The sequence below is a fragment of the Pantoea sp. AS-PWVM4 genome, from assembly GCF_000468095.1.
Lineage (GTDB): Bacteria > Pseudomonadota > Gammaproteobacteria > Enterobacterales > Enterobacteriaceae > Pantoea > Pantoea phytobeneficialis.
Genome location: NZ_ASZC01000009.1, coordinates 42749 through 68496, shown reverse-complemented (window position 1 = coordinate 68496; position 25748 = coordinate 42749). Strand labels below are relative to the sequence as shown.

The following is a 25748-nucleotide window of genomic DNA, read 5'->3' as shown; positions in this document are numbered from 1 at the left end:
AAACGAAAAAACCTGACCTCCCGCGAAGCGAGCTGTCAGGTTTTGCCTGTGTGGAGGAACACAGTAACAATCCGCTCCATCATAAATGCCTGGCATCACACGGCAAGCTGAAATCGGGATAAATGTGACCCGGCTCCGTTTCTTTTCACTGATGATAGCAGAGGACCATACAATAAATTTATTCCCCCATAATAAAATCCAATAAATTTATTTATCATTGAGTTAAATCAACCCTGATTTTTATTTCGTGATCACTCCACCGTTAGCCGTAACACAACATCCGTAACACGCTATTTATCCGGTAGGCTTCATCAAACAGAAAAATAAACACCCTGAACCGGACGTGCCCGCACGCCCCTTATTTCCCTTACCCTATAAATAACATCAGGAGTCAGCCATGCCTGAAGAAACGACGCTATTACCCTGGTATAAACGGCTGAATCGCCAGCAATGGAAGGCATTCTGGGCCGCATGGATGGGTTATATGCTGGACGGTTTTGACTTCGTCATTATTACCTTAGTCCTGACCGAAATAATGGCGGAATTTAATGTCACCACGGCGGAAGCGGCGGCATTAATTTCTGCCGCATTTATTTTGCGTTGGTTTGGTGGATTGGCACTCGGTGCTATGGGCGATAAATATGGCCGTAAAAGTGCGATGATCACCAGCATTATATTATTTGCCGGTGGCACGTTCGCCTGCGGTATCGCACCCAATTATACCTGGATGTTTATTGCCCGCGTGTTGGTCGGAATCGGCATGGCCGGTGAATATGGCACCAGTTCAGCCTATGCCATCGAAACCTGGCCGAAAGATATGCGCAATAAAGCCAGCGCCTTCCTCAATTCCGGCTTTTCTGCGGGGGCTATTTTGTCGGTGCTGGCGTATAGCTGGGTGGTTCCGCTGTGGGGTTGGCGCTCGCTGTTTTACCTCGGCATTATCCCGGTGTTTTATGCCCTGTGGCTGCGCCGCGCCATTCCGGAAGCCGAAGAGTGGGCTGCGGCCAAAGCCAAAGCTGCCAAACCGGCAGAAACCATGATCGACACGCTGTTTCGTGGGCCAAACCGCTTACGTAACACCCTCAACCTGCTGCTGGGATTGGCCGCCGCCGTGTCGCTTTACTTCTGCTTCGACCACCAGACCTCCGGGGTGGTGACCGGCGTGCTGGCGGTGATCATCGCGGCAATCTTTATCCGTTTTCTGGTGCAGAGCGGCGGCGAGCGCTGGCCCACCAGCCTGATGCTCACCGTCACTATCGTCTGCGTGTTTCTTTACGGCTGGCCGATCCACGCGCTGCTGCCTACTTACCTGAAAACCGAGTTGCACTACTCGCCAGAAGTGGTCGCGCTGGTGTTCTCCTTTAGCCGCTTCGGCATGGGCCTTGGCTGCTGCGTGGCGGGGATCGCCGCCGATCGCATCGGTACGCGCAAAACCTATGTACTGAGCCTGCTGATCGCCCAGATGATCATCATCCCGGTATTTATGCTCAACGGCTCCAGCGTCTGGTTACTGTGCCTGCTGATCTTCCTGCAACAACTGTTCAGCCAGGGCGTCGGCGGCCTGCTGGCGAAGATGATCAGCGGCTACTTCGATACCGAACAGCGCGCAGCCAACCTCAGCTTTATCTACAACATCGGCTCACTCGGCGGTGCACTCGCGCCGGTGCTGGGCGCGCTCATCGCGCAGCATGCCTCTCTGGGTAGCGCGCTTGGCGGCCTGTCGTTTGGCCTGACCTTCGTGGTGATGTTGTTGATTGGCTTTGATATGCCGTCGCGCGTGCAGCGCTGGTTAAAACCGCAGGCGCTGCGTCACTACGACACCGTCGATGGCACCCCACTTGCTGGCGCGTTCACCCGTGAAGAACGTGCCGCCCAGCATCTTACCCCGCTTAACTCAGGCAAACCCTGAAAGGAGATAACATGACCGCAGGAAACCGCATTTATTTACGTCGCCCGGCTGATGCTGAACCGCTGCTGGAAACCTTCCGCACCCTGCCAGCTGCCGTGGTCGCGGATTGTATGAGCCGCCTGCCCGCCCTGTCAGCGGAGATCAGCCTGAAAACGGCCCCACAACAACCGATTATGTGTGGTCTGGCAGTGACGGTGAAAGCCCGTTCAGGCGACAACCTGATGCTGCACAAAGCGCTGGATATCGCCGGGCGCAACGATGTGATTATTCTGTCGAACGAAGGCGATCGCAGCCAGTCGCTGATGGGTGAAGTCATGGCGACCTATGCGAAGCAGCGCGGCATGGAAGGGATTGTGCTGGATGGCCCGGTGCGCGACATCGACGGATTATCACGCATGGATTTCCCGATCTACGCAGCCGGAGTCACGCCGGGTGGCCCCTTTAAAGACGGACCGGGTGAGATCAACGTGCCGATCGCCTGCGGCAAAATCCATGTCTCTCCGGGCGATATCATCCTCGGTGATGCCGATGGCGTGATTGTGATCCCACGCCAGGATGCCGCACGTATCCTGGAAGATGCGCTGGCGTATTTACAGGTGGATGAGCGCAACTTTGAGCTGGCGAAAACCGGCTCACTGGAACGTGGCTGGCTGGATGAGACGTTACGCAGTAAGAAGGTGGAGATTATTGACGATATTTATCGTTAACAGGAATCGCGCCGCCAGGATGCGGCGCGTTTTTACACCAGCGCCAACTTCCGCTGCCGTTGCTCACGCCACACGGCAAAAATCCCGGCCAGCGCCACAATCGATGCGCCAAACAGCGTGGTGGGACCAGGCAGGCTATTAAGGAACAGGTAACCTACCACCATCGACCATACCAGGGTGGTGTAATCAAACGGGGCCAGCAGCGAAGCATCCGCGTAACGCAGGCTGAGCGTGACCAGAATCTGTGCCAGACCGCCAAACAGCCCGCAACCAACCAGCAGCAGCAGTTGCGTGCCACTGGGTATGGTCCAGCCAAACACGATAGTGGCAAGGCCGATCACCGTGGTCATCAGTGAAAAATAGAACACAATCGCGCCGGGTTTTTCGATGCCATTCAGAAAACGAATTTGCACGTTGGAGGTGGCGGTGCAGACCGCAGCCACCAGCGCGCACAACACGCCGATACCCGCGCTGGCATGAGCGGCACTGGCGGAGAACAGCGTCAGTTTGGACGACAGCATGATCAAAATGCCGGACAGGCCGACCATCACCGCCAGCCAGCGCGATGCCCTGACCCGCTCTTTCAGCAGCACCGCCGCCATGATCACGGTAAACAGCGGCGCGGCGTAGCTCAGTGCAGTGGCATCCGCCAGCGAGATATACACCAACGCCAGATAATTAAAGTACATGCCACCGGTGCCGGAAAAGCCCCGAATCAGATGACCGAACAGATTGCGGGTTTTCAGGTTTTCCAGCACGTTCCCCTGAATTTTCAACCATATCAGCAGTGGAAACAGCGCGACAAAACTGCGGAAAAAAATCACTTCCCCGGTGGGTATGGTGCCGTTCAACCCTTTGACACACGCCAACATCAGCGTTGAACACAACGCCGCCATTATCTTCAGAACTACGCCTAATCTGGCATTCATTGCTTTGACCCTATTCTCTCTCTACCACTCGCAACCGGCTTGATTGCCGAGAGGACAACGCGCATACCTTATGGAGAGACAGAGGGCCGCGATAACACTATTTTGCTCTGCCTGAATAGCAATAACTTATCGTCCACCGTCATAGCATTTCGCTATCGCGCGACAGGGTTTCCCTCTTATTCGCCGCAAAACAAAGCCGATATAGTCCAGGAAACGCGAATATTGACGGATTACCGAGGGGAATCACATGACCATGAAAAGACGTACCACCATCGGGCTGGCGCTGCTGCCGCTGCTGGCTATCTCTTCCGCCCATGCTGACCTGATGGCAAACATTAAGTCGAGCGGCGAACTTAAGTGCGCAGTCTATTCCGACGTGCCACCCTTCTCCTCGCCGGATCCGCAAACTCGCCAGTTGGCTGGCATGGACGTTGACCTGTGCAACGCGCTGGCAAAACAGATGGGGGTCAAAGTCACTCTGGTGCCGACTTCCGTGGAAGCGCGTATCGCAGTGATCGCCACTGGCCGCGCCGATGTCCTGATCGCTAACCTTGCCTACACCAAAACCCGTGGCAACCAGATCCAGTTCAGCGATCCGTACTATGTCGCCAAAGAGATGCTGCTGGTGAAAGCGCCGCTGGCCGACAAGCCGCTGAGTTACTTTAAAGGTAAGCGCATCAGCGCCACCAAAGGCACCACCTCAGAACAATCCATCCACCTGAAAGGCGCACGAGCCGTGACCTTCCAGGACACCGCCTCGGCTTTCCTCGCGGTGGAACAGAACAAAGCATTGGGCTTTGTTACCAACACCATGACCGGTATCAAGATGATCACCCAGGCGAAAAAAGACGGTATCGATCTGGCGATGATCAAAGAACCGATGGCGCTGGAACCGATTGGTGTCGGCATGAAACGTGACGAGCCAGCGTTGTTAGCCAGCGTCAACAGCGGCCTGAAAGCGATGGACGATGACGGCACCATCGACAAAATCTGGGACACCTGGATTGGGCCAAAGACCGAATACAAAATGGTGCGTGAGGAGCGCGTTCAGCCGCTCTCCAGTCTGAAATTTGAACCGCTGGAATAACCATGCCCGTGATGTCGCCATCTGATATCAAGCCCGCCAGCGCATCCGCGCTGGCTTGCTCCTCTACCATTACCCTCTCCACCATTGGCGCACGCGCCTGGCTGGTGGAAGCACCGGGCGGTTTTGATTTGCCCTCACAACGTCGCGTCTGGTCGCTGGCACGATTGCTCGCCAGTGGCGAAGACGTTGAATCACTGATCCCTGGGGTCACCAATCTGCTGGTGCTGTTTCGCCAGATTCCCCCCGACGAGACTGCGGTGCGCGCCCGACTGCATGCCGCCTGGGAACAGGCGCAGGCCATCCATCCGCAGGGCAAACTGATTGAGATTCCGGTGGATTACGGTGGCGAACACGCGATCGATCTCGATGCCGTTTGCCGACATACCGGTTTCAGCGCGCGCGAAGTGGTACGTCGTCATCATCAAAGCGAATACACGGTATTCGCCCTCGGCAGCGCGCCGGGCTTTGGGTATCTGCATGGACTGGACCCGCAGCTGGCAACGCCACGCAAAAAAGTACCGTCGCTCAGCATGCTGAAAGGCACCGTCACCATTGGCGGCGCGCAGGCAGGCGTCTCGGCGCTGACCGGCCCGAATGGCTGGAACGCGATTGGCTATGCCGAACTGGAGGTGTTTGATCCCCTGGCGGACTCACCGGCGTTGATGGCCCCTGGCGATCGCATTCGCTTTCTGCCGCAGAGGATTGAACTGTGATTGAGATTGAACAAAGCGGTGCGCTCAATACGGTGCAGGATTTAGGCCGTTTCAACTATCGCCATATGGGCGTGTCGGTGAGCGGCGTGATGGACCCACTGGCGTTGCGGGCAGGCAACCTGCTGCTCGGTAACGAGGAAAATGCCGCCGCGATTGAAGTGCAACTGTTTCCATTTCGCGTGCGCTTTTTGCAGGATACCAGCATCGCCGTGACCGGCGCTGACTGTCGCGCCACGCTGGATGGCAGCCCTCTGCCGCCCTGGTGGGGTTGCGGTGTTCGCGCCGGTCAGGTGCTCGAGCTGCGCTACCCACGCAGCGGCGCCCGTGGTTATCTGTGCATTGCCGGTGGTATCGATGTGCCCGTGGTACTGGATTCGCGCAGTACCGCGCTGCGCGGTGCCTTCGGTGGTCATCATGGCCGGGCATTGCAGCGTGGCGACCAGTTACCCCTTGGCCCGACAACTGGCCCGACATTACCACAGGCGGGTATCGGTATCGAACCTCCGGAAAGCGCGCTGGGTACCTGGTTCCCGCGTAATAACGCCGGCGAGATCCAGCTACGCGCCATTCCCTCCGGCGAGTACGCATTGTTTGCTGAAGACGCCACGCGTTTCTGGCAGCAATCCTGGCAAGTTTCCAACCAAAGCAACCGCACCGGTTACCGGCTGGCAGGAGATCCGATCTTCCCGTCACACACGGTGGAGATGCGATCCTATGGCCTGATCCCCGGAATCGTACAGGTGCCTCCGGCCGGTGAGCCGATCATCCAGTTAAGCGATGCCAACACCGCCGGTGGTTATCCCAAGATCGCCGGGGTGATCGAGCAGGATCTGTGGCGACTCGGTCAGGTACTGCCCGGCCAGTCCATTCAGTTGGTAAAAAGTGATGCGCGTGAAGCCATCACCATCGAACAAGAAGTGACGCGCTGGCTCACCCGGCTGCGTCTGAGCTGCCTGCCGCTGCGCAAGGCCGTGGGCGTTTAACCCTGGCAAGGAACCAAAACGATGAAGATTGATGTCAATTCCGATATGGGAGAAGGCTTCGGCGTTTATCAACTGTGTGATGACGCCGCACTGATGCAGGTGGTGTCATCCGCCAATATTGCCTGCGGTTTTCATGCCGGTGATCCCACGATCATGACCAACATGGTCCGTCTGGCGAAGCAGCATGGCGTGGGGATTGGTGCACATCCGGGCCTGCCGGATCGCCAGGGGTTTGGCCGCCGTGAACTGCCTTTTTCCGCTGACGAAATTTGCCAGCAGGTGGCGTATCAGCTGGGTGCATTGATGGCGATTGCCCGTGCCGAAGGCACTCAGGTTGCCCATTTCAGCTTCCACGCAGCGATGGGCAATATCGTTAACCGTGACGCCGCGCTGGCGCAGCAAGTGATGGAGCTGGTGGCGCGTATTGATAGCTCGCTGATTATCTTCGCCCAGCCGGATACCATTATTGAACGCGCTGCGCAGGCCGCCGGTCTGAAAACCCTCACGCTGTTCCTCGCCGACCGCGCTTACGATGCCCAGGGGCGTCTGGTGCCGCGTGGTATCGCCGGTTCGGTGATTAAAGAAGAAAGCGCGCTGCGCGCCCGTGTGCGCCAGTTTCTGCAACGCGGCACTGTCACCACTCTTGAAGGTGAAGAGATCGCGGTACGCGCCCGCTCAATTCTGGTCCACAGCGATACACCCGGTTCACTGGCGCTCGCCACCATCGTGCGCAGCGAGATCGAAGCCAGTGGTCATCAGGTGGCTCCGGCGACTGAAGTGCTGGCCTGATACCCTCACCCCGCCCCTCTCCCGCAAGCGGGAGAGGGAGAAGGGAGAGAGTGCTATATGTACCCCCTCCCGCAAGCGGGAGAAGGATGCAAGATTTGCTCGGTCGGTCCCCTCTCCCGCTTGCGGGAGAGGGTTAGGGTGAGGGTTAAGGCAATCCTTACCGGCAACCGGCACAAAACGCCGCAATACGATCACAACCCGTCTGCAAACGTTCCATGCTGGTGGCGTAAGACAGACGGATAAACGGACTCATGCCGTAAGCCGCCCCCTGCACCGTCACCACATGTTGCTCCTCAATCAATGCCAGTACGAAATCGGCATCGTTGTTGATCTGACGGCCACCCGCGCTGACTTTACCGATATAACCCGCGATATTGACGAACAGATAAAACGCGCCTTGTGGCTTATGGCAGCGCAGACCATCAATTGAGGTCAGGCGTTCCAGCACGTAATCGCGACGTTCGCGGTAGATACGTGCACGTTCCTGCAACAGATCCTGTGGGCCTTCCAGCACCGCAACTGCGGCGGCCTGAGTCAGGGTGGTCACGCCACCACTGTTCTGGGTATTAACGTTGCTCATCGCCTTGATCAACGGAGCCGGGCCGCCGCAAAAGCCGAGACGCCAGCCGGTCATTGAGTACGCTTTTGACACGCCATTCACCGTCAGCACCCGTTCATACAGACGCGGTTCAACCTGCGCCAGGGTATAAAAACGCACGTCGTCATAAATCAGATGTTCGTAGATATCATCCGTCATGATCCACACCTGCGGGTGACGCAACAGCACTTCTCCCAACGCCTGCAACTCTGCTTTGCTCGCCACTGAACCGGTCGGGTTACTGGGATAGTTGAGCAGCAGCCATTTGGTTTTATCGGTGATCGCCGCTTCCAGCTGCGCCGGAAGCGGTTTAAAACCATTCTCCTGGGCGCACGGCAGCGGCACCGGGATACCACCGGCAAATTTCACGATATCGGCATAGCTGATCCATGACGGCGTCGGGATCACCACTTCGTCGCCCGGATTGATGGTCGCCAGAATGGCGTTGAAGATGATCTGCTTGGCACCGCCAGCCGTAAGGATCTGGCTGACGTCATAATCCAGCTGGTTATCACGTTTAAATTTCAGCTGGATCGCTTTACGCAGGGCTGGCGTGCCATCGGTGGGTGGATAACGGGTATCCCCCGCGCGCGCCGCCGCATAAGCCGCCTCAATGGCGTGATCCGGCGTTGGAAAATCGGGTTCTCCGGTGGAAAGTGCCACCACATCAATTCCCTGCGCCGCGAGATCGCGTGCTTTTTGGGTCATGGCGACGGAGGCGGAAACAGTCACATTCTTTAGTCGATCGGCTATCTCGGGCATGGGGAACACTTCCCTCTCTCAGTGTCAGCAGAAACGGCGCGGCACGCCAAAACGCGCGCGGCCAGCAAAGTTCTCTGAGCATAGGTTTTCGCCCACAACCACCGCTAATAGTGCTTTGTTGTGGTGATATAACACAAAACGATGACAGGACCGGCTGCACACTTTTGCAGCAAAGTCAGCGCATTGCCCGGAAATGCGCGGCGGGTCACGCAGCGCGCGCGCCAGATATGTTAAAAAACTGTTACTTTCAAGCCGCTGCGCGCGCCATCGTGGCGCATTGCTCCCGTCAGCCATCGGTAACGCTAATGGGAAAATGCACCAAAATTGTGCAAAACATCCTGTCTGAACATTTGTTGAGCAGGCAGTAAGTCAACTCAGCAAAAGCCTTAGGAGGCATGTGCGCCGTACCCTCCTGCCTGAGTTCAATCACTAAACCTTATTCTGGCATCAACTTTGCTTGATGCTGATATGCGTTCCGTTGGAGGGAGTGACCATGAATCTTCGCCGTCTTAAATACTTCGTCAAGATTGTCGATGTCGGCAGTCTGACGCAGGCCGCCGATATTTTGCATATCGCCCAGCCCGCCCTGAGCCAGCAGCTGGCAACGCTGGAAGGGGAAGTGAACCAACAATTGCTGATCCGCACCAAGCGCGGCGTCACCCCTACCGAAGCGGGTAAAACGCTCTATTCTCACGCCCAGTCCATTTTGCGCCAGTGCGAACAGGCGCAAAGTGCGATTGATCGTGTCGGGGCGTCGCTCAGCGGCAGCGTCTCAGTCGGCCTTGCGCCCGGCACGGCAGCGCAAAATCTCGCCCTGCCGCTGATGATGGAAGTGCAGCAGCAGCATCCCGGTATCGTGCTTTATTTCAACGAGAACTTCGGCACCACGTTGAGCGAGCTGATCATGAACGGTCGCATGGACATGGCGGTGATCTATGACCATCGCAATATCCACGGCCTGCGTTTTATGCCGCTGATGAAGGAAGATCTGTGCTTCGTCTGTCCGTTCAGCCTGGCGAAACCGATGAAAGAGATCCGTCTGGCAGAAGTGGCGCAGTACGATCTGTTCCTGCCGCGCATCTATAACATCATGCGTAAGGTGCTGGACGATGCCTTTGTGCAGAATAACCTGCAATATCGTGTTAAGTGCGAGATCGAATCACAAACCACGCTTAACGCCGCACTGACTGCCGGTCTGGGTGCCACCATCATGCCCGAATCCGCCGCGCGGGCGATGTTGAAAACCTCAGACTCGTGGATGGCGAAGATTGTCGAGCCAGATGTACAAGCCTCGTTGTCGTTCTGCATGTCCGATCATCTGCCGCTGTCGCAACCGGCAGAAGCCGTGAAATCGATTCTGTTGTCGCTGATGTCACGGCGCAACGTGGAAAACCATCCCCTGACGCTGGTGGGATAAGCCTCGCTTATTACCGCAAAGCGAAACCCTCTTACTGCCCGTCTGACGAACGCGCTAGATTGACTGCGTTAGCTGCCCGCTCCGGCGGGCTTTCTTTGACGGGAACCCTATGGAAAAAACTGCAATACCGCTGCCGACGCTGCGTGCCGTCGCGCGCAAAATGCAAACCGCCGGGCTGAGCCACCTCACGTTGGGCGGCAAGGCGTGGTCGGTAAAAATGACCTTTGCCGCTGTGCCCCCCTCTGCGCCTCAACCGGTTCCCGCACCGCCGATCGCGCTGCGCCCAGTCGGCGCCCCCATGCCCGGTACGCTGCGGTTACGCCATCCGCTAAGTCAGCAGGATTTTGTCCAGCCCGGACAGGTCGTCAAACCCGATGATGTGCTCGCATTGGTGCAGGTTGGCCCGCTCTATTTACCGGTCATCAGCCCGGTAAACGGCACGGTACAAAACGTGGTAATCAACGACGGCTCACCGGTAGAATACGAAGAAGAAATACTGATAATTCATGATCATAACCAGGAATAAGCGCGGTTATAAGGGTCGCTTATTGCCTCAAAATTTTTATGTCTTATCCCCATTGAACATAACTGCATAAAGTCAGAAAAAGATCAGAAACGCGCCGCTGCCCCAGGCCCGGCGATGACAGGAGAGGCAAATGCCATTTTCAGATTACAAAACCGCACTGGTCACTGGCGCATCCGCCGGGATGGGTGAAGCCATTGTTGAGCGTCTGTGCCAGGAAGGCATTACCGTTCATGCCGTGGCACGCCGCAAAGAACAACTGGCGGCGCTGGCCGAACGTACCGGCTGTATCCCACACGCGGTGGATGTCAGCGATCTCAGCGCACTGACCGCCCTGTGCCAGGACCTGCAAATCGACATTCTGGTGAACAACGCCGGGCTGTCGCATCCGGGTTCCATCCTCGACGCTGACGAAAACGTGATTGAAACCCAGGTGGATGTCAACCTGCGCGCCGTGCTGCACCTGTGCCGGCTGCTGGTGCCGGGCATGGTGGCACGCGACCGTGGTCATGTGTTCAACATCACCTCCATCGCCGCAATTTACAACTTTGGCGGCAACTCGGTGTACCACGCCACCAAAGCCGGGGTCCATGCCCTGTCGCGTCAGCTGCGCGTCGACTGCTATGGCAAACGTGTGCGTATCACCGAGATCTGTCCGGGCCGCGTCGCCACCGATATTTTCGGCAACGTCTCTGGCGATCACGAAGAAGCGCGCCGTCGCTTTATCGATGGCTTTGAACTGCCGCAGGCGAAAGATATCGCCGACTGCGTAGCCTTTGCCCTCTCTGCGCCGGTGGCGGTGAATATCGGCAATATCGAAATCACCCCGACGTTGCAGGTACCGGGCGGCCTTTCCACCATGCGACCGGGCGATCGCGCCGAGTAATGAGGTAACACTATGGCACTCGATTTCAGCAGTGTGATAACCGGCCACTTCGGCCAGATGATCGTTGACGGAACGGTGGTCACTCTTGAACTGGCGTTGGGTGCCTGGCTGTTGGCGATGATCCTCGCCATGCTGCTGGTGGTGATCCGCCTGACCGATCAACGCATCGCGGTCGGACTGGTGAAGGCCTATGTTTCTTATCACCGCAATGTCCCGACGCTGATTCAGTTAATGATGTGGTATTTCGCCATTCCGACGCTGCTGCCGGAAGCGCTGCAAATGTGGATTAACAACCTCAACGCCGAATTTCTGTTTTCACTGGTGGCGCTGGGCCTGTGTCAGGCGGCGTACTTCTCGGAAGATATTCGCAGCGGTCTGCGCGCTATCCCGGATGGACAGAACGAAGCGGCGCGTGCGCTGGGGATGGGTTATGTGCGCGCCATGTGGTCGGTGATCCTGCCACAGGGGATTCGTAACGCGCTACCGGCGCTGATTAACCATACGGTGCTGCTGTTCAAAAACACCAGCCTGGCGATGGTGATTGGTGTGGCGGAACTGACCTATGTCACCCGCGATATTGAAAACCAGACCTTCCGCACCTTCGAGTCCTATTTTGTGGCAACCGTTGGCTATCTGTTCTTCTCCCTGATGCTGATGGGCCTTGGCGCGCTACTGGCCCGCCGCTTTCAACGCGTCTATGCGAGGTAATGGCGATGTTTGAGATGTTCACCATTTTGCATGACAACGGCATGCTGCTGTTAATGGGCCAGTACCCGAACGGGCCACTGGGCGGGGTGCTCTGTACCCTGGTGATCTCGCTGCTGGCGGTATTGCTGGCCTTCCCAGTGGGCGTGTTGCTGGGGTTGGCGCGTCTGTCGCCGTGGCGCTGGCTGAGCTGGCCCGCCACCTGCTGGGTCTATCTGCTGCGCGGCATCCCGCTGATGATGGTGGTGTTCTGGACCTACTTCTGCGTACCGCTGTTGATTGGTCACAACATCAGCGGCTTCTCCACCATGCTGTGTACGCTGGTGATTTATGAGAGCGCCTATATCGCCGAGATCGTGCGTGGCGGCATTCAGGCGTTACCGCACGGCCAGTACGAAGCAGCGCGTGCATTAGGCATGGGCCACATCAAGACCCTGCGTCTGGTGATCCTGCCGCAGGCGTTGTTTAACACCCTGCCAAGTCTGGTAAGCCAACTGGTTTCGATCATCAAGGACAGCACCCTCGGCTACGTGATTAACGTGCCGGAGCTGACATTTGCGGCCAACCAGGTCAGCAACCAGTTACTGACCAAACCTTTCCAGGTGTTCGCCATCGTGGCACTGAGCTACTACATCATCTGCTTCAGCCTGACGTGGCTCGCCAACAAACTCGAAGCGCGCCTTGCGCAGAAACGTCGTCAGTCACCGGTGGAGACGCCCACGGTAGCACCGGCGGTGATGATGACTAAAACCCAATCGCAATAAGGAACCGCTATGAGACCGATGATTCTGTTTAATCAGGTCAACAAATGGTACGGCGCGTATCAGGCGCTGACTGACCTGAGTGCCGAGATCAATCCCGGCGAAGTGGTGGTGGTCTGTGGCCCCTCCGGTTCCGGTAAATCGACACTGATCCGCACCGTTAACCGCCTGGAGCCAATTGAAGGTGGCCAGATTGTGTTTGACGGTATCGATATCCACGGCAGCAGCACGCGCCTGAATCAGCTGCGCACGCGTATCGGTTTTGTGTTCCAGAGCTTCAACCTGTTCCCCCACGTTTCCGTGGCCGAGAACATTATGATGTCACCGATGAAGGTACTGGGCGTGAAGCGTTCAGAGGCACGTCAGCAAGCGGGGGAACTGCTGGAACGAGTTGGCCTGTCGCACAAGGCGGATGCTTATCCGGCGCAGCTTTCCGGCGGTCAGCAACAACGCGTGGCGATTGCCCGTGCGTTGGCGATGAAGCCACCGGTGATGCTGTTTGATGAACCGACATCAGCACTCGATCCCGAAATGGTGGGTGAGGTGCTATCGGTGATGCGCGGCCTGGCCCAGGAGGGGATGACAATGATGTGCGTCACCCACGAGATGAACTTTGCCCGTGAAGTGGCGGATACCATCTGGTTTATGGATCAGGGGCAGATTCTGGAAAAGGCCACGCCGGACAAGTTCTTCACCCAGCCGCAGCACCCGCGCGCACAACGCTTCCTGAGCGATTTGCGCTCGCATTGATTAAAGGGCGCGATAAATCGCGCCGCTACGGAAAATCAGCAATCCACCCACACCGCACCGGCGTCGGCGGATTGCACGCATTGCTCCACCCAGCGCACCCCCATCAGCCCGGCATGTACATCGGGATACCAGAAGTCGCCCAGGAATGCGTGATCATCGCGATCGGTAGCATCCATTGCCAGCGCAAAGCGACGATAGAGATTGGACCAGGCTTCAAACAGCCCTTCAGGATGCCCCCCGCCAATACGATCTTCCTCTACAGCGCGGCTGTGCAAATACCCCATACCGCGCTCCAGAATCTGCACCGGCTGCCCCTGCACTTCATAACGTAGCTGGTTCGGTTGTTCATCCCACCACTCGAGGCTGGCCTTTTCACCAATCACGCGCACTTTCTGGCCGTGCATCGAACCACAGTTCACCGCCGACGCCCACATGGTGCCTACCGCGCCGTTGTCATACTCCATCATCACAAAGGCGTTATCTTCCAGCGGTGCCCGACTTTTGACGAAACTCTGGCGGCTACACAGCAGGCGTTTAACTTTCAGCTTCGGCACCATAGTTTCGGCGATAAACAACGGATGCGTCGCCAAATCGCCCAGCACATAGCTGGGGCCAACAAAGCGGGGATCGACGCGCCATTTGGTGCTGGCATTTTGCAGCTCCACGGCCTCGTTATGAAAGCCGTGAGCAAACTGCATATTGATGATGCGAATCTCCCCCAGCAGCCCTTCGGCGATCATCTCCCGCGCCTGATGAATCAACTGATGTCCGGCGTAACCGTAGGTCACACCGATGATTTTTTTCTTCTCAGCGCAAAGTCTTTCCAGCTCGTCGGCCTCGGCAGCGGTGAAGCACAGCGGCTTTTCACACACCACATGCAGCCCGGCATTGAGCGCCGCCCGGCAGATAGCAAAGTGGGTGTTATTAGGCGTAGCGATGGACACCGCTTCAATGCCGTCGGCGCGTGCCGCTTCAGCAGCAAACATCGTCTCGTAATCGGCATAGCAGCGATCTTCCGCCACCCCCAGCGTTGTGCCAAAGGCCCGGCCCCGCGCGGCGTCGATATCAAACGCCCCAGCCTGTAAGACAAAATTGCCGTCGCGCAGCGCGGCAGAACGGTGAATGTAACCAATCTGGCTGGTGCCACCGCCGCCGACCATACCCCAGCGCAGTGAACGATCGAGAGCTTTTGTACCGTTAATCATGATGTTGTCCTCAGAATCCGACTGATTGCAGATAGTGCAGGCTGGCTGTGACGTCGCGCAGGCTGGTGTCAGCATGGCGCGGATCGCGTTCCTGTTCGATGGTGATCCAGCCCTGATAATCGCGTTCCGCAAGGAAGGCGCGCACCGCCGGATAGTCAATCGCCCCTTTGCCAATCGGACACATCACCCCTTCGGCACAGGCAGCAAAGAAGTCGATGCCGCGAGCGATAACATCGCGCCATACCGCCTCGTTCACGTCTTTGAAGTGCAGATAATCGATGCGATCCCAGTAGCGATTGAGGTAGGGAATCGGGTCCATGCCTGAGTAGTACAGATGGCCAGTATCGAGACACAAACCCGCCACCTCGTGCGGGATATCCTGCACCAACTGTTCCAGTTCATCGGCGAATTCAATGCAGCCTCCGGCATGAGGATGGATCACCGCGCGTACGCCATATTCATTCCAGGCGATCTCACTCAGGGTGGTGATGTGCTGCATCATGCGTTGCCAGTCTTCCGGGGACAGGCGTGGCGCTTTATCCGACTGACCGGCATATTTCGCGCGCTGCGGATTACCAAAATCGATTATCACCAGATAGGGAGCCGGCGCGTTCTGCGCATGGGTTTTCTCAGCCGTCGGCACCAGGGAGAGATTGCGGCAGATATTGTGGGTCAGTTCCACCATCGCCGGGAAATTGGCTGCACTGACCAGATCGTCGAAAATTGTGCCCGCTACCAGCGACAGCCCGTAATGTTCCAGTTGCTGGCGTAGCTCGCTGGCCTCCACCGGCAAATAGCTCCACGGCCCCAGCTCAATGCTGCGATACCCGGCTTGTGCCGCTTCGCTCAGGACTTTTTGCCACGGCGGCAGGAAAGGATTTTTCGGATCATCGACGCCCCAGCTACAGGGCGCATTGGCGATATGGATAGTCATGATCGTTCCTTGCTGTGATTGATGCAGCAAGTATCAAATAAAAATTTCATCCACAACAAGCATGAAACTTTCATTTTTTGATAGCGATCAAGTTATTAATTATCATTTAAATGATAGATTATCTATCATTCGGCGCAATAAATCGCGCTGCTACGCCTAAGCAGCGGTTATCGCGCGTTTTTACAAATTCTCCCGTGTGACAATATCGAACGGCAGCGTGACCTGCATAAAATGCTCGCTGCCATCCGCCTGATGCTGTTGCAGGGTTTGTACCAGGGTAGTTGCCAGACCCTCAATACGATGACGCAGCATCACCGTGATGGTGCCATCAATCAATGCCAGATCGCCGTCGCTGACCGGGCCATGACAAATCAGCGCCACGCGACGCTGCGGTTGCTCACGCAGCGCGCGAATGACCCCTTCAATCCCGCCGCACGGCGCAAAAATCAGCGCCAGATCGGCATGTTCATCCAACAAACGACGCGTTGCCAGATAACCCCCGTCAATCGACTCATGGGTTTTGAGTGGTTCCAGCACCTGACGCGCGTTGTCCTGCTCGCGCAGGTAAGAACGGAAACTGATTTCGCAACTCTCCTGGCAGGTAAAACGGTGGTCCCCCACCAGCACCCCTACCGGTCCCGGCTGATGCAACAGATGCGTCGCCATCCAACCTGCGGTGCGTCCGGCCTTCTGGTTATCCAGCCCGAAATAACCGGCATGACCACAGGGGGAGAAGTTGGAAAACAACGCATATACCCGCACGCCCTGACGCGATACCGTTTCGATCGCCCGGCGAATCAGCGGATGGTCAAGCGCCACCAGCCCGATGACATCCACCTGTTGCGCCAGCGTATGCAGCGAGGCCACCACCGCATCCACATCGTCAATATCGTGCCAGCAAAATTGTGCTTCGCTACCGGCGGGATGTAACGGCTGTGTCTGCTGACGCAACGCGTCAGTGAGCGACTGATAAAACGAATAATTTTTTGCCAGCAGAATAAACCCCATACGCAACGCGACAGCAGGCGTTAAAGCCCGGCTGCTGAGTAACGGCATCAGGTCAGCGCGATACCCCAGACGCCCCGCCGCTTCCAGCACCTTCTGCTCGGTGGCGGCGCGCACCGGCGCACGACGGTTAAGCACGCGATCAACCGTCGCAACGCCGACACCCGCAGCGGCGGCAATCGCATTCATGGTGATTTTACTCATACAAGATATCCGCGATAGAAAATTATCAAAAAATGATAGCCGGATGACATCAAATTTGCGAATAATTCGCGCCAAAAATCGTCATATAATCGTAAGTTCTGATAGAGAATCCCTCATAAATTTGACCACCATCGCAAAAACGAAACGAAAATTACCAAGAAACCTACTTTTCGGAATAAATGTTTGATAATTATTCTGCCTGACAACGCTTGTGGTGAGGGGTGGATTTGCTTCAGCAAAGCGTTAAAGCAACCGGCTTAACGCGCAGGAGAAAACAATGAAAATCGCTTTTGACGTGGATGTAATCCGCGACCTGGGGATCACCCGCATGGTGCAGCAGGTGGCGGAATGGGGCTACAAATACATCGAACAGTCGCCCCATCCACAAATTAACCCGTTCTATAAACACCCGAAAGCCAGCCGCGAAATCATCACCGAATATAAGAACGCGCTGCGCTCCACCGGTGTGGAGATCTCCTCGTTTATCGTGGTGTATCGCTGGTCTGGCCCGGACGAAGCCCGCCGTCAGGCGGCGGTGAAGAACTGGAAGCGGATGATCGAGATCGCCGTGGAAATGGGCGTGCCGGTGATCAATACCGAGCTGTCCGGCAATCCCAATGAACCGGAGATTTGCGAAGAGATGTTCTACCGTTCGATGGAGGATCTGCTGCCCATTATCGAACGCGAAGGCATTCGCGTGGAAATCCAGGCCCACCCGTGGGATTTCTGCGAGGAGAGCAACGAAACCGCTGATATCGTGAAATCATTCCGCAGCGATAACGTGAAGTATATCTACAGCGCGCCGCATACCTTTTTCTACGACAAAGGCAAAGGCGATGTGAAAAGCATGCTGCATTATGCCGGTGACGATCTGTCGCATATGTTGATTGCCGACACCATGAACCACACCAAACATTGCCGCTATATCGTCAACCCGCCGGGGGTTGATGCCACCATCCACCAGCATGTCGGCGTGGGTGAAGGTGAAGTCAATTTCGATGCGCTGTTCGAAGCGTTACGCGAGATGGATTTTGCCAAACGTACTTTTAAGGTCGGCGGTGAATCGATTATCTCGGCAGCGTTGTTTGGTTATCCGGAAAAAATGAAGTACCAGGCGGTGGAAACCCGCGAGCTGATTGAACGCGAGTTGCTTTGAGTTAGGTGCGCTTTGTTACCCTCACCCTACCCCTCTCCCGCAAGCGGGAGAGGGAACCGATCGAGCATATGGCACTTCTCCCTCTCCCTCATGGGAACCGTTCGAGCATATGGCACTTCTCCCTCTCCCTCATGGGAGAGGGCCGGGGTGAGGGTATCAGCACGCACCAACCCCACCTCAACACCGGACTTTGCCTCTCACCGCCAGCGCGGTTAAATCGCCTGTGACTGCGGCTGCTACACTCAGTGGCAGCAAAAAATGCAACCACAACAAGGCGAAATCACTATGTCGGAACATCAGTATCAGCCCGCAAAAGTCTGGACCTGGGACCCGGAAGCCAAAGGCAACGGCGCGAAAACCAACCGTCCGACTGCCGGGCCGACGCATGAGAAGACCCTGCCGGTCGGCAAACATCCGCTTCAGCTTTATTCGCTGGGCACGCCAAACGGCCAGAAAATTACCATCCTGCTGGAAGAACTGTTGGCGCTCGGCGTGAAAGAAGCCGAATACGACGCCTGGTTGATTCGCATCGGCGAGGGCGATCAATTCTCCAGCGGCTTCGTTGAGGTCAACCCTAACTCTAAAATCCCGGCACTGCGCGACCACTCGGTTAACCCGCCGCTGCGCGTGTTTGAGTCCGGCAACATCCTGCTGTATCTGGCGGATAAATTTGGTCACTTCCTGCCGAAAGATGTGGCGGGCCGCACCGAAGCGCTGAACTGGTTGTTCTGGTTGCAGGGTTCAGCCCCCTACCTTGGCGGCGGTTTTGGCCATTTCTATTTCTACGCGCCGGAAAAAATCGAATACGCCATCAACCGCTTTACCCTCGAAGCGAAACGTCAGCTCGACGTGCTGGATCGTCAGCTGGCAGATCACCGCTATCTGGGCGGCGACGAATACAGCATCGCCGATATCGCCACCTGGCCGTGGTACGGCAACCTGATACTGAACAATCAATACGACGGTGCTGAGTTCCTGGATGTGCAGTCATATAAAAATGTGGTGCGCTGGGCGAAAGAGATTGCGCAGCGTCCGGCGGTCATCCGTGGCCGTAAGGTGAACCGCGCCTTTGGTGCCGCGCCGGAAGATCAGTTGCTGGAACGCCATGATGCCTCCGATTTTGATACCAACACCGAAGACAAACGCCAGGCGCGAGGAGAGTAACCGTGAGCGCATATGTGATTTTTATCCGCGATGAAACCCTGAACGACAACGAAATGGCCACCTACGCGCAGAAAGCGGGGGAAGCACGCGGTGATCATCCGATTAATCCGCTCGCCTTTTACGGCGCGCTGGAAACGCTGGAAGGTCCACAAGCCGAGGGCGTGGTGGTGCTGGAGTTCCCGGATATTGATGCGGCAAAAGGCTGGTATTACAGCCCGGCCTACCAGGAAGCGAAAGAACATCGTCTGAAAGGTGCGAATTATCGCGTGTTGCTGGTGCAGGGCGTCACAGCGTAGCGGCGCGATTTATCGCGCTTATTCATTGAGGGCGGTGTCACCACCGCCCTTTACCTGTCAATTCAACGGGATACGCACCACGCTATCCGGTCCTTTCGCAGAATGATCTTTGTTGAATCCCTGCTTCACCGTCACGAATAACGTCTGACCATCCGGCGATACCAGCAAGCTGTTGGGATGAGTCGGCAGCGTCCAGCTATTTTTCACCGCATAGCTGGTGGCATCGAGTTGCAGCACTTTGCCCGATTCACGCTGGCTGATGTAGATCTCATTGCGTTTGGCATTGAACTTAATACCCAGCGCGTCACCGTCGATACGCTTGATCACCTTGCCAGTATGCTCATCAAACACCAGCGTGGTTTTCGCTTTAGAGTTGTCAGTGACAAACAGGCGGCCGGTGGCCGGATCTTCCGCCAGATTCAGCAGCAGGTAGGTTTTGTCGTCGCCCGGCGTCCAGCGCTGTTCGATCTTGTGATTACGCGGGTTGATCACCAGGATCTCGCCACTGCCGTTGGCCGCATAGATACGATTGGTCACTGAGGAGTAAAGCAGACCGGTGACCCACTTCCCGGCATTTTTAATGGTGGTTTTCAGCTTAAAGGTTTTGGCATCCACCACCCAGATCAGGCCCGGATCGGCGACTCCGCCGATATACAGCAGGCCATCATGCAGCATGATTTCACGCGCGCCCGTCGGGAAGCCTTTGTCATTGATCAGGCCAAACTTCAGACGCTGCAACACCTTGCCGCTTTGCGCATCAACTTTTGAAATCCCGCCATCCAGCGTATTGGTGACGTACAGCAGGCTGCCGTCCGGCTCCATCGTCATGCCGAAGTTTTTCAGGTCGGTATGGGTTTCGCCGAGGGTTTTCAGCGTGGCCGGATCAAGACGGTAGATCACCCCACCGTTGACGCCTTTAAAACTCTGGGCACTGGCGACATACAGCGAAGCAGTGCTGCCAGGAACATACGCCATCTCATACAGGCCTTCCGCCAGTACGCGCTGCTGCACATTGCTGGCAACCGGTTGTGGGGCGACGACCGGGGCAGCGGCTTTTTTTGCCGGTGCCTGGCAGGCCGTCAGGCTGAGCGCCGTCACTACTGCCAGCGCCACGCCCGCGATACGCGGATTGAACAAGGATTTCATTCTTAGCTCCATCAGGGAGTTATAAAAAGAATGAGAATCATACGTATTAACGATTGGCGAGTAAACGTAACGCTGATTATTCGTCACAGCGCAATAATTGCGCCGCTACAAGCCAGCAAGAACCGTAGCGGCGCGATTTATCGCGCAATATTAATTCGCCGCCACAAACTGCGTGTAATTTTCCGGCGTAATGGTTTTATAAGGCACCCAGTTGTAAACCTGCACTTTTTGCTTATCCAGCAACGCTTTGGTCACCTGCACCGCCCCGGTTGCCTGCCCTTTAGCATCCTGGAAAATCGTCAGCACCATCTTGCCGTTCTTCACGAACTGCTGCCCGTCCGGTGTGCCATCAATACCCGCAACGAGGATCTTTTCATTCTTCGCCTGATTCAGCGCCATAATCGCGCCAATGGCCATCTCATCGTTGTTCGCAGCGATGGCATCAATCGGACGCTGGTTAAGCAGCCAACTCGACACCACATCCACCGCTTCATTGCGCTGCCACTTCGCACTTTGCTTCTCGACCACCTTCATATCTTTGTATTTGGCGATCACCGCTTCTACCGCCCTGGTACGCTCACGCGCTTCCTCGTTCGACAGCGCGCCCATCAGAATCGCCACGTTGCCTTTGTAATTCATCTTTTTCGCCAGCGCCTCCATCTGCATTTCTCCGCCCAGCGCAGAATCTGAACCGACGTAGGCCATATCCGCAGGCAGCTTCACCTCCGGCTTACGGTTAACGAAGATCAGCGGAATACCGGCATTCTTCGCGGCGGTGATCATCGGCAGCACCCCCTGGGTATCCACCGGATTGAGGATAATCGCGTCCACCCCCTGGTTGATAAAATCGTCCACCTGCTGCACCTGGAGCGCCACATCGCCTTTGGCATCCACAAACTGACCCTTGAGCTGATTAGCCTTCAGTTCGGCTTCCATCTGGGTGCGTAAAATGGACACAAAATTGAGGTCGAAGTTAGCCAGGGCCACACCGACGGTGAAGGTCTTTGCACTAACACTCAGGCTGAACAACAACGAACAGAGCAGGATAAATAAGCTTCTGATTTTCATGATAGTTTCCTGTAGGGTTGAGATTTTATTGTTGTGTTTTAACGCCGGGCAACAGGCAAATACCCGGCAGGGTAACGCTTATAAACTGAAGTGATCGCGGAACTGTGCCAGCGCGGCAGCGCTGTCGCCACTGGCCCATCCCTCCATCGCCACCGTGCCCTGATAGCCGATCTCGTGCAGCGTGCGGGCAATGGCGCGATAGTTGATTTCCCCGGTGCCCGGCTGCTGACGCCCCGGCACATCGGCCACCTGAATCTCACCAATCGCCGGGCCAGCACGACGGATCAGTTCGATCAGATTGCCTTCGCCAATCTGCGCGTGATACAGGTCGAGATTCATCTTCAACGCCGGACTGTTCACCGCCTCCACCAGCGCCAGGGTATCGGCGGCCAGGGCAAACGGCGTACCGGGATGGTCAACCGGCAGATTAAGGTTCTCCAGCGTGAACACGCGTCCTGCCCGTTCGCCGAGTTGGGCGACTTTGCGTAGCGTGTCAGCGGCTTTCAGCCACATCGCGCCAGTCACCACCTCTACCGGTTTTACCGGCAGCCCCTGGTCATCCAGCCCGGTGCCGTGCAGGTTCAGTCCCGGACAGTTAAGCCGCGCCGCCACCGCCAGCGAGGCTTCGGCACTTTGTAACAACTCAGCGATGGCATCATCGTCGGTCAGGTTGCCGGTCAGATAGCCGGTCATGGAAGTAAAACGCGCCCCGGTAGCCGCCAGCGCGTCAATATCCTTATTGGCCCAGCCCCAGATTTCGACGCCAAAACCCAACGCATGAATACGTTTAACGCGTTCAATAAACGGCAGATCGAGAAACACCATCTCGGCGCAGACAGAAAGTTGATAGCTCGCCATTAGCGACCTCCCAGCGTGATCGGTTGGTTGCGTTGCACGGACTCAATACAGGCCAGCGCGATTTCCAGTGCGTTGCGTGCATCTTCACCGGTGGCACGCGGGGTTGCGCCGGTACGAATGCAACGCGCGAATTCCGTCATCTCTGCCACATAGGCTTCACGCAGCAGGTCGGAGTCCAGCCGTGAGGTATCAATCGCGATGCCACCCGCGTGATAACGCACGCAGTGGTTGGCATTGATGTGCCCGGCCTGCAACATCCCTTTGCTGCCAAATACTTCGCCCCGCACGTCATAGCCGTATACCGCCTGGAAGTTGGCTTCGGCGGTAGCAATCGCCCCATTGTCGAAACGAATCGTCACCACTGAGGTATCCAGTAAGCCTTTATCTTTAAAATCCGGCCGCACCAGCGCATCAGCCAACGCATAGACCTGTACCGGCTTTGCATGCGGATTGAAGTGCAGCAGGGTGTCGAAATCGTGAATCAACGTCTCGAGGAAGATGGTCCACGGCGGGATCGGGGCAGGATCGCGCAACGCCGGGTCACGCGTCACCGAACGGCTGAGTTGGGTGACGCCATTCTCTCCGGCTTCCACCGCGGCGATGGCCGCCGCAAACCCTGAGTCAAAACGACGGTTGAATCCCACCTGCAACACCACACCGGCACTTTTCGCTGCGGCAATGGCACGGTCGGCTTCATCCAGCGTCACCGCCATCGGTTTCTCGCAAAACACATGCTTGCCCGCCTGCGCCGCTGCAATCACCCATTCGGCATGGGTACGTGCTGGCGCGGCAATCGCCACCGCATCAATCTCCGGGTCCTGCAACAACGCGTGCAGGTCACTAAAGGCTTTCGCCACCCCCAGTTGCTGCGCCAACCGTTCCGCCGCGCCGGGCTGGGGATCGGCGATGGCGGCCAGCGTCGCTCCCGGTACCCGGTACGCCAGGTTTTCCGCGTGGAAGCTACCCATGCGACCGGCACCAATCAAGCCAACGCGTACAGGTTTGGAATCAAGACTCATTGCTAACTCCTTGTTATTTTGGAGGCATCCCGAATGGATGCGGCCTGTACCGGGGTTATTGCAAAGCCAATGCCAGGTGGAAATCGGCGAAATGTGTGAGACACCACACAGATACAGCTCACAAACTGGCAACAAAATTTACATGTCAACTTCACATGTAAATAAAATGGACATTCCATCCATCACCGGAGTGCGTTATGCGATCTCTGAGCGACCGCTTGCCGTTTAAAGATGAAAGCGATCCGATCTTCAGCCTGCCAGGCGGCGCGGAAGTCGGCGAGTGGGATAATTTGTTGTGGCAGGGCTGGCACAGCTTTCAGCGCGGTGAGCAACCGGGCTGGATGCGGCGCAGCATTTTGCAGTCGTGGCAACGCTCGCAGCAGCGCGGTACCGATCCGGAGGATTTTACCTATATCGCCCCGCCCGCTGAGGAGCTGGCCGCGATTCTCGAACACAACGCCGAGTTGATCCTGGTTGCGCGCAGCATTATGGAGAACCTGCTGGCCTATAACCCGGATGGGCATATCAACCTGACCGATGCGCAGGGTGTGACGCTGCATTTCTGTGGCGCAGATATGACACCTGTCGGCAGCATTCTGCGTGAAGAGGTACTGGGCACCAATTGCACGGCTCGCTGCCTGATTGAACAACGGCTGGTGTATGTACTGAGCGGTGAGAACTGGAAATTCGATCTGCGTAAACGCCATCGACAATGCGCTGCCGCTCCGGTGCGTGATGCCAGCGGTCAGTTGATTGGCGTGCTGACGCTGACCGCCACCCCCGATAACTTCAATGCACACACGTTGGGTACGGTGCAGGCGGCGGCAGAAGCGGTCGGGCAACAGTTGATGCTGCGCCGTCTGCTGGCCGAGCAGCAGTCGATCCTTGAAACCCTGAATGAAGGAGTGATCGTCTGCGATCGCCACGGTCGGATCAAAACCCTGAACCGTTACGCCCGACAGATCTTTAGCGGGTTGGATCCTGATGCCGGGCCGATCGATGTGTTGTTGCAGCCGCAGGGAGCATCGCTGCTGACCATGCCATTCTGCAACGACCGCGAGCTGCAATTTATGCCCGATGGCGTGCAGTCGATCCCTTGCCTGATTTCGCTGATGCCCGCACCGGATGGGGGACGCGTGTTATCACTGCGCGAGAACCAGCGTATCCGCGCCATTACCCGCCGAGTGATGGGAGTCAGCGCCAGTTACACCTTTGAGATGATTCGCGGCCATGCGCCACGCGTGATGCAGGCGATTCAGAAAGCACGCGCCAGCAGCCGCACCGACAGTACCGTGTTGTTGACCGGTGAGAGCGGTACCGGCAAGGAGTTGTTTGCGCAGGCGATTCACAACGCCAGCCCGCGCCAGCAGGAAGCGTTCATCGCCCTTAACTGCGGTGCGCTACCGCGTGACCTGGTGCAAAGCGAACTGTTTGGTTATGTCGATGGTGCCTTTACCGGTTCACGGCGCGGCGGATCGCCAGGCAAATTTGAGCTGGCCGATGGCGGTACGCTGTTTCTGGACGAGATTGGAGAGATGCCGCTGGAGGCGCAGACCAGCCTGCTGCGCGTATTGCAGGAGAGCGAGGTGATGCGTATCGGGGCTGCCAATCCGCTGAAGGTCAATGTGCGGATTATCGCCGCCACCCACTGTAATTTGCTGGATGCCGTGGAAAAAGGCGCGTTTCGCCGCGATCTCTACTATCGCCTCAACGTGGTGTCACTGGAGATCCCCCCGTTGCGCGAGCGCCAGGAGGACATTCCTGGCCTGGTGAATACCTTTATTCTGGCACTGTGCGCGCGCCTGAAACGCATCGCGCCCCAGGTGTCGCCGGATGCAATGCGCTGCTTGCAGGCGTGGCATTGGCCGGGCAACGTGCGTGAACTGGAGAATCTGGTCGAACGCATGGTGAATCTGTGTGAGGGACTGGAGATTGGCAGACAAGATCTGCCGGATGAAATGGTACAGCGCCATCAGCCGACCGTGCAGTTGCCTTCATTGCAGGAAAATGAGCGCCAACATGTGTTGCAGGTAGTGGCGGAGCAGCAGGGCAATCTGCGCCAGTCGGCGCAGCTGCTGGGGATTTCGCGCACCGCGTTGTACAACAAGCTGAATCAGTGGCAGGTGGACCTGGCATCATTACGTCGGCGATTGTAGCGGCGCGATTTTTTCATA

The 25748-nt window shown here is 56.8% G+C and carries 25 protein-coding genes; 16 read left to right on the top strand and 9 right to left on the bottom strand.

Annotated elements, in window-relative coordinates:
• Nucleotides 1-397: 397 nt before the first annotated feature.
• Both L579_RS10300 and L579_RS10295 read left to right on the top strand, forming a co-directional pair.
• Nucleotides 398-1909: a sialate:H+ symport family MFS transporter gene (locus L579_RS10300; protein WP_021184191.1), complete on the top strand. Its 1512-nt coding sequence runs from the start codon at nucleotides 398-400 to the stop codon at nucleotides 1907-1909.
• Nucleotides 1910-1920: 11 nt separating this feature from the next.
• Nucleotides 1921-2616 carry an RraA family protein gene (locus L579_RS10295; RefSeq protein ID WP_021184190.1) on the top strand — a complete coding sequence of 232 codons (696 nt, stop codon included), beginning with the start codon at nucleotides 1921-1923 and terminating at the stop codon, nucleotides 2614-2616.
• A 32-nt stretch (nucleotides 2617-2648) separates the two neighbouring features.
• Here the strand turns inward: L579_RS10295 and L579_RS10290 are convergent, their stop codons facing one another.
• Nucleotides 2649-3545, bottom strand: coding sequence for a DMT family transporter (locus L579_RS10290; RefSeq protein WP_021184189.1), 897 nt, complete (start codon nucleotides 3543-3545; stop codon nucleotides 2649-2651).
• Nucleotides 3546-3792: 247 nt separating this feature from the next.
• Here L579_RS10290 and L579_RS10285 point away from each other — a divergent pair, with 247 nt between their 5' ends.
• Genes L579_RS10285 through L579_RS10270 form a run of 4 tightly spaced genes read left to right on the top strand, consistent with a single transcriptional unit; the run spans nucleotide 3793 to nucleotide 7117 of the window.
• Nucleotides 3793-4632 (top strand): transporter substrate-binding domain-containing protein, encoded by an 840-nt coding sequence (locus L579_RS10285; RefSeq protein ID WP_021184188.1) that lies wholly within the window; start codon nucleotides 3793-3795, stop codon nucleotides 4630-4632.
• 11 nt (nucleotides 4633-4643) lie between these two features.
• On the top strand, nucleotides 4644-5345 hold the full coding sequence (gene pxpB, locus L579_RS10280) for a 5-oxoprolinase subunit PxpB (RefSeq protein WP_369758290.1): 702 nt from the start codon (nucleotides 4644-4646) through the stop codon (nucleotides 5343-5345).
• Nucleotides 5342-6328 (top strand): 5-oxoprolinase subunit C family protein, encoded by a 987-nt coding sequence (locus tag L579_RS10275; protein WP_021184186.1) that lies wholly within the window; start codon nucleotides 5342-5344, stop codon nucleotides 6326-6328. The genes pxpB and L579_RS10275 overlap by 4 nt, the downstream gene beginning before the upstream one ends.
• 21 nt (nucleotides 6329-6349) lie before the next feature.
• A complete protein-coding gene (locus L579_RS10270) occupies nucleotides 6350-7117 on the top strand; it encodes a 5-oxoprolinase subunit PxpA (RefSeq protein ID WP_021184185.1) in 768 nt (255 codons plus the stop codon).
• Nucleotides 7118-7274: 157 nt separating this feature from the next.
• Here the strand turns inward: L579_RS10270 and L579_RS10265 are convergent, their stop codons facing one another.
• Nucleotides 7275-8477 carry a pyridoxal phosphate-dependent aminotransferase gene (locus L579_RS10265; RefSeq protein ID WP_021184184.1) on the bottom strand — a complete coding sequence of 401 codons (1203 nt, stop codon included), beginning with the start codon at nucleotides 8475-8477 and terminating at the stop codon, nucleotides 7275-7277.
• A gap of 493 nt (nucleotides 8478-8970) precedes the next feature.
• Here L579_RS10265 and nac point away from each other — a divergent pair, with 493 nt between their 5' ends.
• From nac to L579_RS10230, 6 genes are all read left to right on the top strand, one after another.
• Nucleotides 8971-9894, top strand: coding sequence for a nitrogen assimilation transcriptional regulator NAC (nac, locus tag L579_RS10255; RefSeq protein ID WP_013507594.1), 924 nt, complete (start codon nucleotides 8971-8973; stop codon nucleotides 9892-9894).
• A 109-nt stretch (nucleotides 9895-10003) separates the two neighbouring features.
• Complete coding sequence (locus tag L579_RS10250) at nucleotides 10004-10420, top strand: acetyl-CoA carboxylase biotin carboxyl carrier protein (protein ID WP_021184182.1); 417 nt, start codon at nucleotides 10004-10006, stop codon at nucleotides 10418-10420.
• Nucleotides 10421-10550: 130 nt separating this feature from the next.
• Nucleotides 10551-11303 carry an SDR family oxidoreductase gene (locus L579_RS10245; RefSeq protein WP_013507592.1) on the top strand — a complete coding sequence of 251 codons (753 nt, stop codon included), beginning with the start codon at nucleotides 10551-10553 and terminating at the stop codon, nucleotides 11301-11303.
• A gap of 12 nt (nucleotides 11304-11315) precedes the next feature.
• Entirely contained in the window at nucleotides 11316-12011 is a 696-nt protein-coding gene (locus L579_RS10240) for an amino acid ABC transporter permease (RefSeq protein WP_021184181.1), read from the top strand.
• Nucleotides 12012-12016: 5 nt separating this feature from the next.
• A complete protein-coding gene (locus L579_RS10235; RefSeq protein WP_021184180.1) occupies nucleotides 12017-12772 on the top strand; it encodes an amino acid ABC transporter permease in 756 nt (251 codons plus the stop codon).
• 9 nt (nucleotides 12773-12781) lie between these two features.
• Nucleotides 12782-13519: an amino acid ABC transporter ATP-binding protein gene (locus L579_RS10230; RefSeq protein WP_021184179.1), complete on the top strand. Its 738-nt coding sequence runs from the start codon at nucleotides 12782-12784 to the stop codon at nucleotides 13517-13519.
• Nucleotides 13520-13554: 35 nt separating this feature from the next.
• Here L579_RS10230 and L579_RS10225 read toward each other — a convergent pair whose 3' ends face one another.
• From L579_RS10225 to L579_RS10215, 3 genes are all read right to left on the bottom strand, one after another.
• A complete protein-coding gene (locus L579_RS10225; RefSeq protein ID WP_021184178.1) occupies nucleotides 13555-14724 on the bottom strand; it encodes a Gfo/Idh/MocA family protein in 1170 nt (389 codons plus the stop codon).
• Between the two features lie 10 nt (nucleotides 14725-14734).
• The gene (locus L579_RS10220; RefSeq protein ID WP_021184177.1) at nucleotides 14735-15658 is read right to left on the bottom strand and encodes a TIM barrel protein; all 924 of its coding nucleotides are present in this window, start codon (nucleotides 15656-15658) and stop codon (nucleotides 14735-14737) included.
• 180 nt (nucleotides 15659-15838) lie between these two features.
• Nucleotides 15839-16867, bottom strand: a complete 1029-nt coding sequence (locus L579_RS10215; RefSeq protein WP_021184176.1) for a LacI family DNA-binding transcriptional regulator — start codon at nucleotides 16865-16867, stop codon at nucleotides 15839-15841.
• A gap of 277 nt (nucleotides 16868-17144) precedes the next feature.
• Between L579_RS10215 and L579_RS10210 the strand changes: the two genes are divergently transcribed.
• The 3 genes from L579_RS10210 to L579_RS10200 all read left to right on the top strand — a co-directional run bounded on the left by L579_RS10210 (nucleotide 17145) and on the right by L579_RS10200 (nucleotide 19483).
• Nucleotides 17145-18023: a sugar phosphate isomerase/epimerase family protein gene (locus tag L579_RS10210; protein WP_021184175.1), complete on the top strand. Its 879-nt coding sequence runs from the start codon at nucleotides 17145-17147 to the stop codon at nucleotides 18021-18023.
• A gap of 285 nt (nucleotides 18024-18308) precedes the next feature.
• The gene (gene yghU / locus L579_RS10205; protein ID WP_021184174.1) at nucleotides 18309-19187 is read left to right on the top strand and encodes a glutathione-dependent disulfide-bond oxidoreductase; all 879 of its coding nucleotides are present in this window, start codon (nucleotides 18309-18311) and stop codon (nucleotides 19185-19187) included.
• A gap of 2 nt (nucleotides 19188-19189) precedes the next feature.
• Nucleotides 19190-19483 (top strand): DUF1330 domain-containing protein, encoded by a 294-nt coding sequence (locus tag L579_RS10200; RefSeq protein WP_021184173.1) that lies wholly within the window; start codon nucleotides 19190-19192, stop codon nucleotides 19481-19483.
• A 57-nt stretch (nucleotides 19484-19540) separates the two neighbouring features.
• On the opposite strand, the gene L579_RS10195 is transcribed toward L579_RS10200, so the two are convergent.
• The 4 genes from L579_RS10195 to L579_RS10180 all read right to left on the bottom strand — a co-directional run bounded on the left by L579_RS10195 (nucleotide 19541) and on the right by L579_RS10180 (nucleotide 23574).
• A complete protein-coding gene (locus L579_RS10195) occupies nucleotides 19541-20629 on the bottom strand; it encodes a YncE family protein (protein WP_021184172.1) in 1089 nt (362 codons plus the stop codon).
• Nucleotides 20630-20779: 150 nt separating this feature from the next.
• Nucleotides 20780-21697, bottom strand: coding sequence for a substrate-binding domain-containing protein (locus tag L579_RS10190; RefSeq protein WP_021184171.1), 918 nt, complete (start codon nucleotides 21695-21697; stop codon nucleotides 20780-20782).
• A gap of 78 nt (nucleotides 21698-21775) precedes the next feature.
• Nucleotides 21776-22555, bottom strand: a complete 780-nt coding sequence (locus tag L579_RS10185; protein WP_021184170.1) for a TIM barrel protein — start codon at nucleotides 22553-22555, stop codon at nucleotides 21776-21778.
• On the bottom strand, nucleotides 22555-23574 hold the full coding sequence (locus L579_RS10180; RefSeq protein WP_021184169.1) for a Gfo/Idh/MocA family oxidoreductase: 1020 nt from the start codon (nucleotides 23572-23574) through the stop codon (nucleotides 22555-22557). Before L579_RS10180 ends, L579_RS10185 begins: the two co-directional genes overlap by 1 nt.
• A 197-nt stretch (nucleotides 23575-23771) precedes the next feature.
• Between L579_RS10180 and L579_RS10175 the strand changes: the two genes are divergently transcribed.
• A complete protein-coding gene (locus L579_RS10175) occupies nucleotides 23772-25730 on the top strand; it encodes a sigma-54-dependent Fis family transcriptional regulator (protein WP_021184168.1) in 1959 nt (652 codons plus the stop codon).
• Nucleotides 25731-25748: the final 18 nt, after the last annotated feature.

Excerpts from the sequence above, each read along its gene's own strand:
- L579_RS10225 (WP_021184178.1), bottom strand. The coding sequence starts at position 14,724 with ATGATTAACGGTACAAAAGCTCTCGATCGTTCACTGCGCTGGGGTATG.
- L579_RS10270 (WP_021184185.1), top strand. The coding sequence starts at position 6,350 with ATGAAGATTGATGTCAATTCCGATATGGGAGAAGGCTTCGGCGTTTAT.
- L579_RS10230 (WP_021184179.1), top strand. The coding sequence starts at position 12,782 with ATGAGACCGATGATTCTGTTTAATCAGGTCAACAAATGGTACGGCGCG.
- L579_RS10245 (WP_013507592.1), top strand. The coding sequence starts at position 10,551 with ATGCCATTTTCAGATTACAAAACCGCACTGGTCACTGGCGCATCCGCC.
- L579_RS10300 (WP_021184191.1), top strand. The coding sequence starts at position 398 with ATGCCTGAAGAAACGACGCTATTACCCTGGTATAAACGGCTGAATCGC.
- L579_RS10215 (WP_021184176.1), bottom strand. The coding sequence starts at position 16,867 with ATGAGTAAAATCACCATGAATGCGATTGCCGCCGCTGCGGGTGTCGGC.
- L579_RS10190 (WP_021184171.1), bottom strand. The coding sequence starts at position 21,697 with ATGAAAATCAGAAGCTTATTTATCCTGCTCTGTTCGTTGTTGTTCAGC.
- L579_RS10175 (WP_021184168.1), top strand. The coding sequence starts at position 23,772 with ATGCGATCTCTGAGCGACCGCTTGCCGTTTAAAGATGAAAGCGATCCG.
- yghU (WP_021184174.1), top strand. The coding sequence starts at position 18,309 with ATGTCGGAACATCAGTATCAGCCCGCAAAAGTCTGGACCTGGGACCCG.
- L579_RS10265 (WP_021184184.1), bottom strand. The coding sequence starts at position 8,477 with ATGCCCGAGATAGCCGATCGACTAAAGAATGTGACTGTTTCCGCCTCC.
- L579_RS10185 (WP_021184170.1), bottom strand. The coding sequence starts at position 22,555 with ATGGCGAGCTATCAACTTTCTGTCTGCGCCGAGATGGTGTTTCTCGAT.
- L579_RS10240 (WP_021184181.1), top strand. The coding sequence starts at position 11,316 with ATGGCACTCGATTTCAGCAGTGTGATAACCGGCCACTTCGGCCAGATG.
- L579_RS10250 (WP_021184182.1), top strand. The coding sequence starts at position 10,004 with ATGGAAAAAACTGCAATACCGCTGCCGACGCTGCGTGCCGTCGCGCGC.
- L579_RS10195 (WP_021184172.1), bottom strand. The coding sequence starts at position 20,629 with ATGAAATCCTTGTTCAATCCGCGTATCGCGGGCGTGGCGCTGGCAGTA.
- L579_RS10180 (WP_021184169.1), bottom strand. The coding sequence starts at position 23,574 with ATGAGTCTTGATTCCAAACCTGTACGCGTTGGCTTGATTGGTGCCGGT.
- L579_RS10210 (WP_021184175.1), top strand. The coding sequence starts at position 17,145 with ATGAAAATCGCTTTTGACGTGGATGTAATCCGCGACCTGGGGATCACC.
- pxpB (WP_369758290.1), top strand. The coding sequence starts at position 4,644 with ATGTCGCCATCTGATATCAAGCCCGCCAGCGCATCCGCGCTGGCTTGC.
- L579_RS10285 (WP_021184188.1), top strand. The coding sequence starts at position 3,793 with ATGACCATGAAAAGACGTACCACCATCGGGCTGGCGCTGCTGCCGCTG.
- L579_RS10235 (WP_021184180.1), top strand. The coding sequence starts at position 12,017 with ATGTTTGAGATGTTCACCATTTTGCATGACAACGGCATGCTGCTGTTA.
- L579_RS10295 (WP_021184190.1), top strand. The coding sequence starts at position 1,921 with ATGACCGCAGGAAACCGCATTTATTTACGTCGCCCGGCTGATGCTGAA.
- L579_RS10220 (WP_021184177.1), bottom strand. The coding sequence starts at position 15,658 with ATGACTATCCATATCGCCAATGCGCCCTGTAGCTGGGGCGTCGATGAT.
- L579_RS10290 (WP_021184189.1), bottom strand. The coding sequence starts at position 3,545 with ATGAATGCCAGATTAGGCGTAGTTCTGAAGATAATGGCGGCGTTGTGT.
- nac (WP_013507594.1), top strand. The coding sequence starts at position 8,971 with ATGAATCTTCGCCGTCTTAAATACTTCGTCAAGATTGTCGATGTCGGC.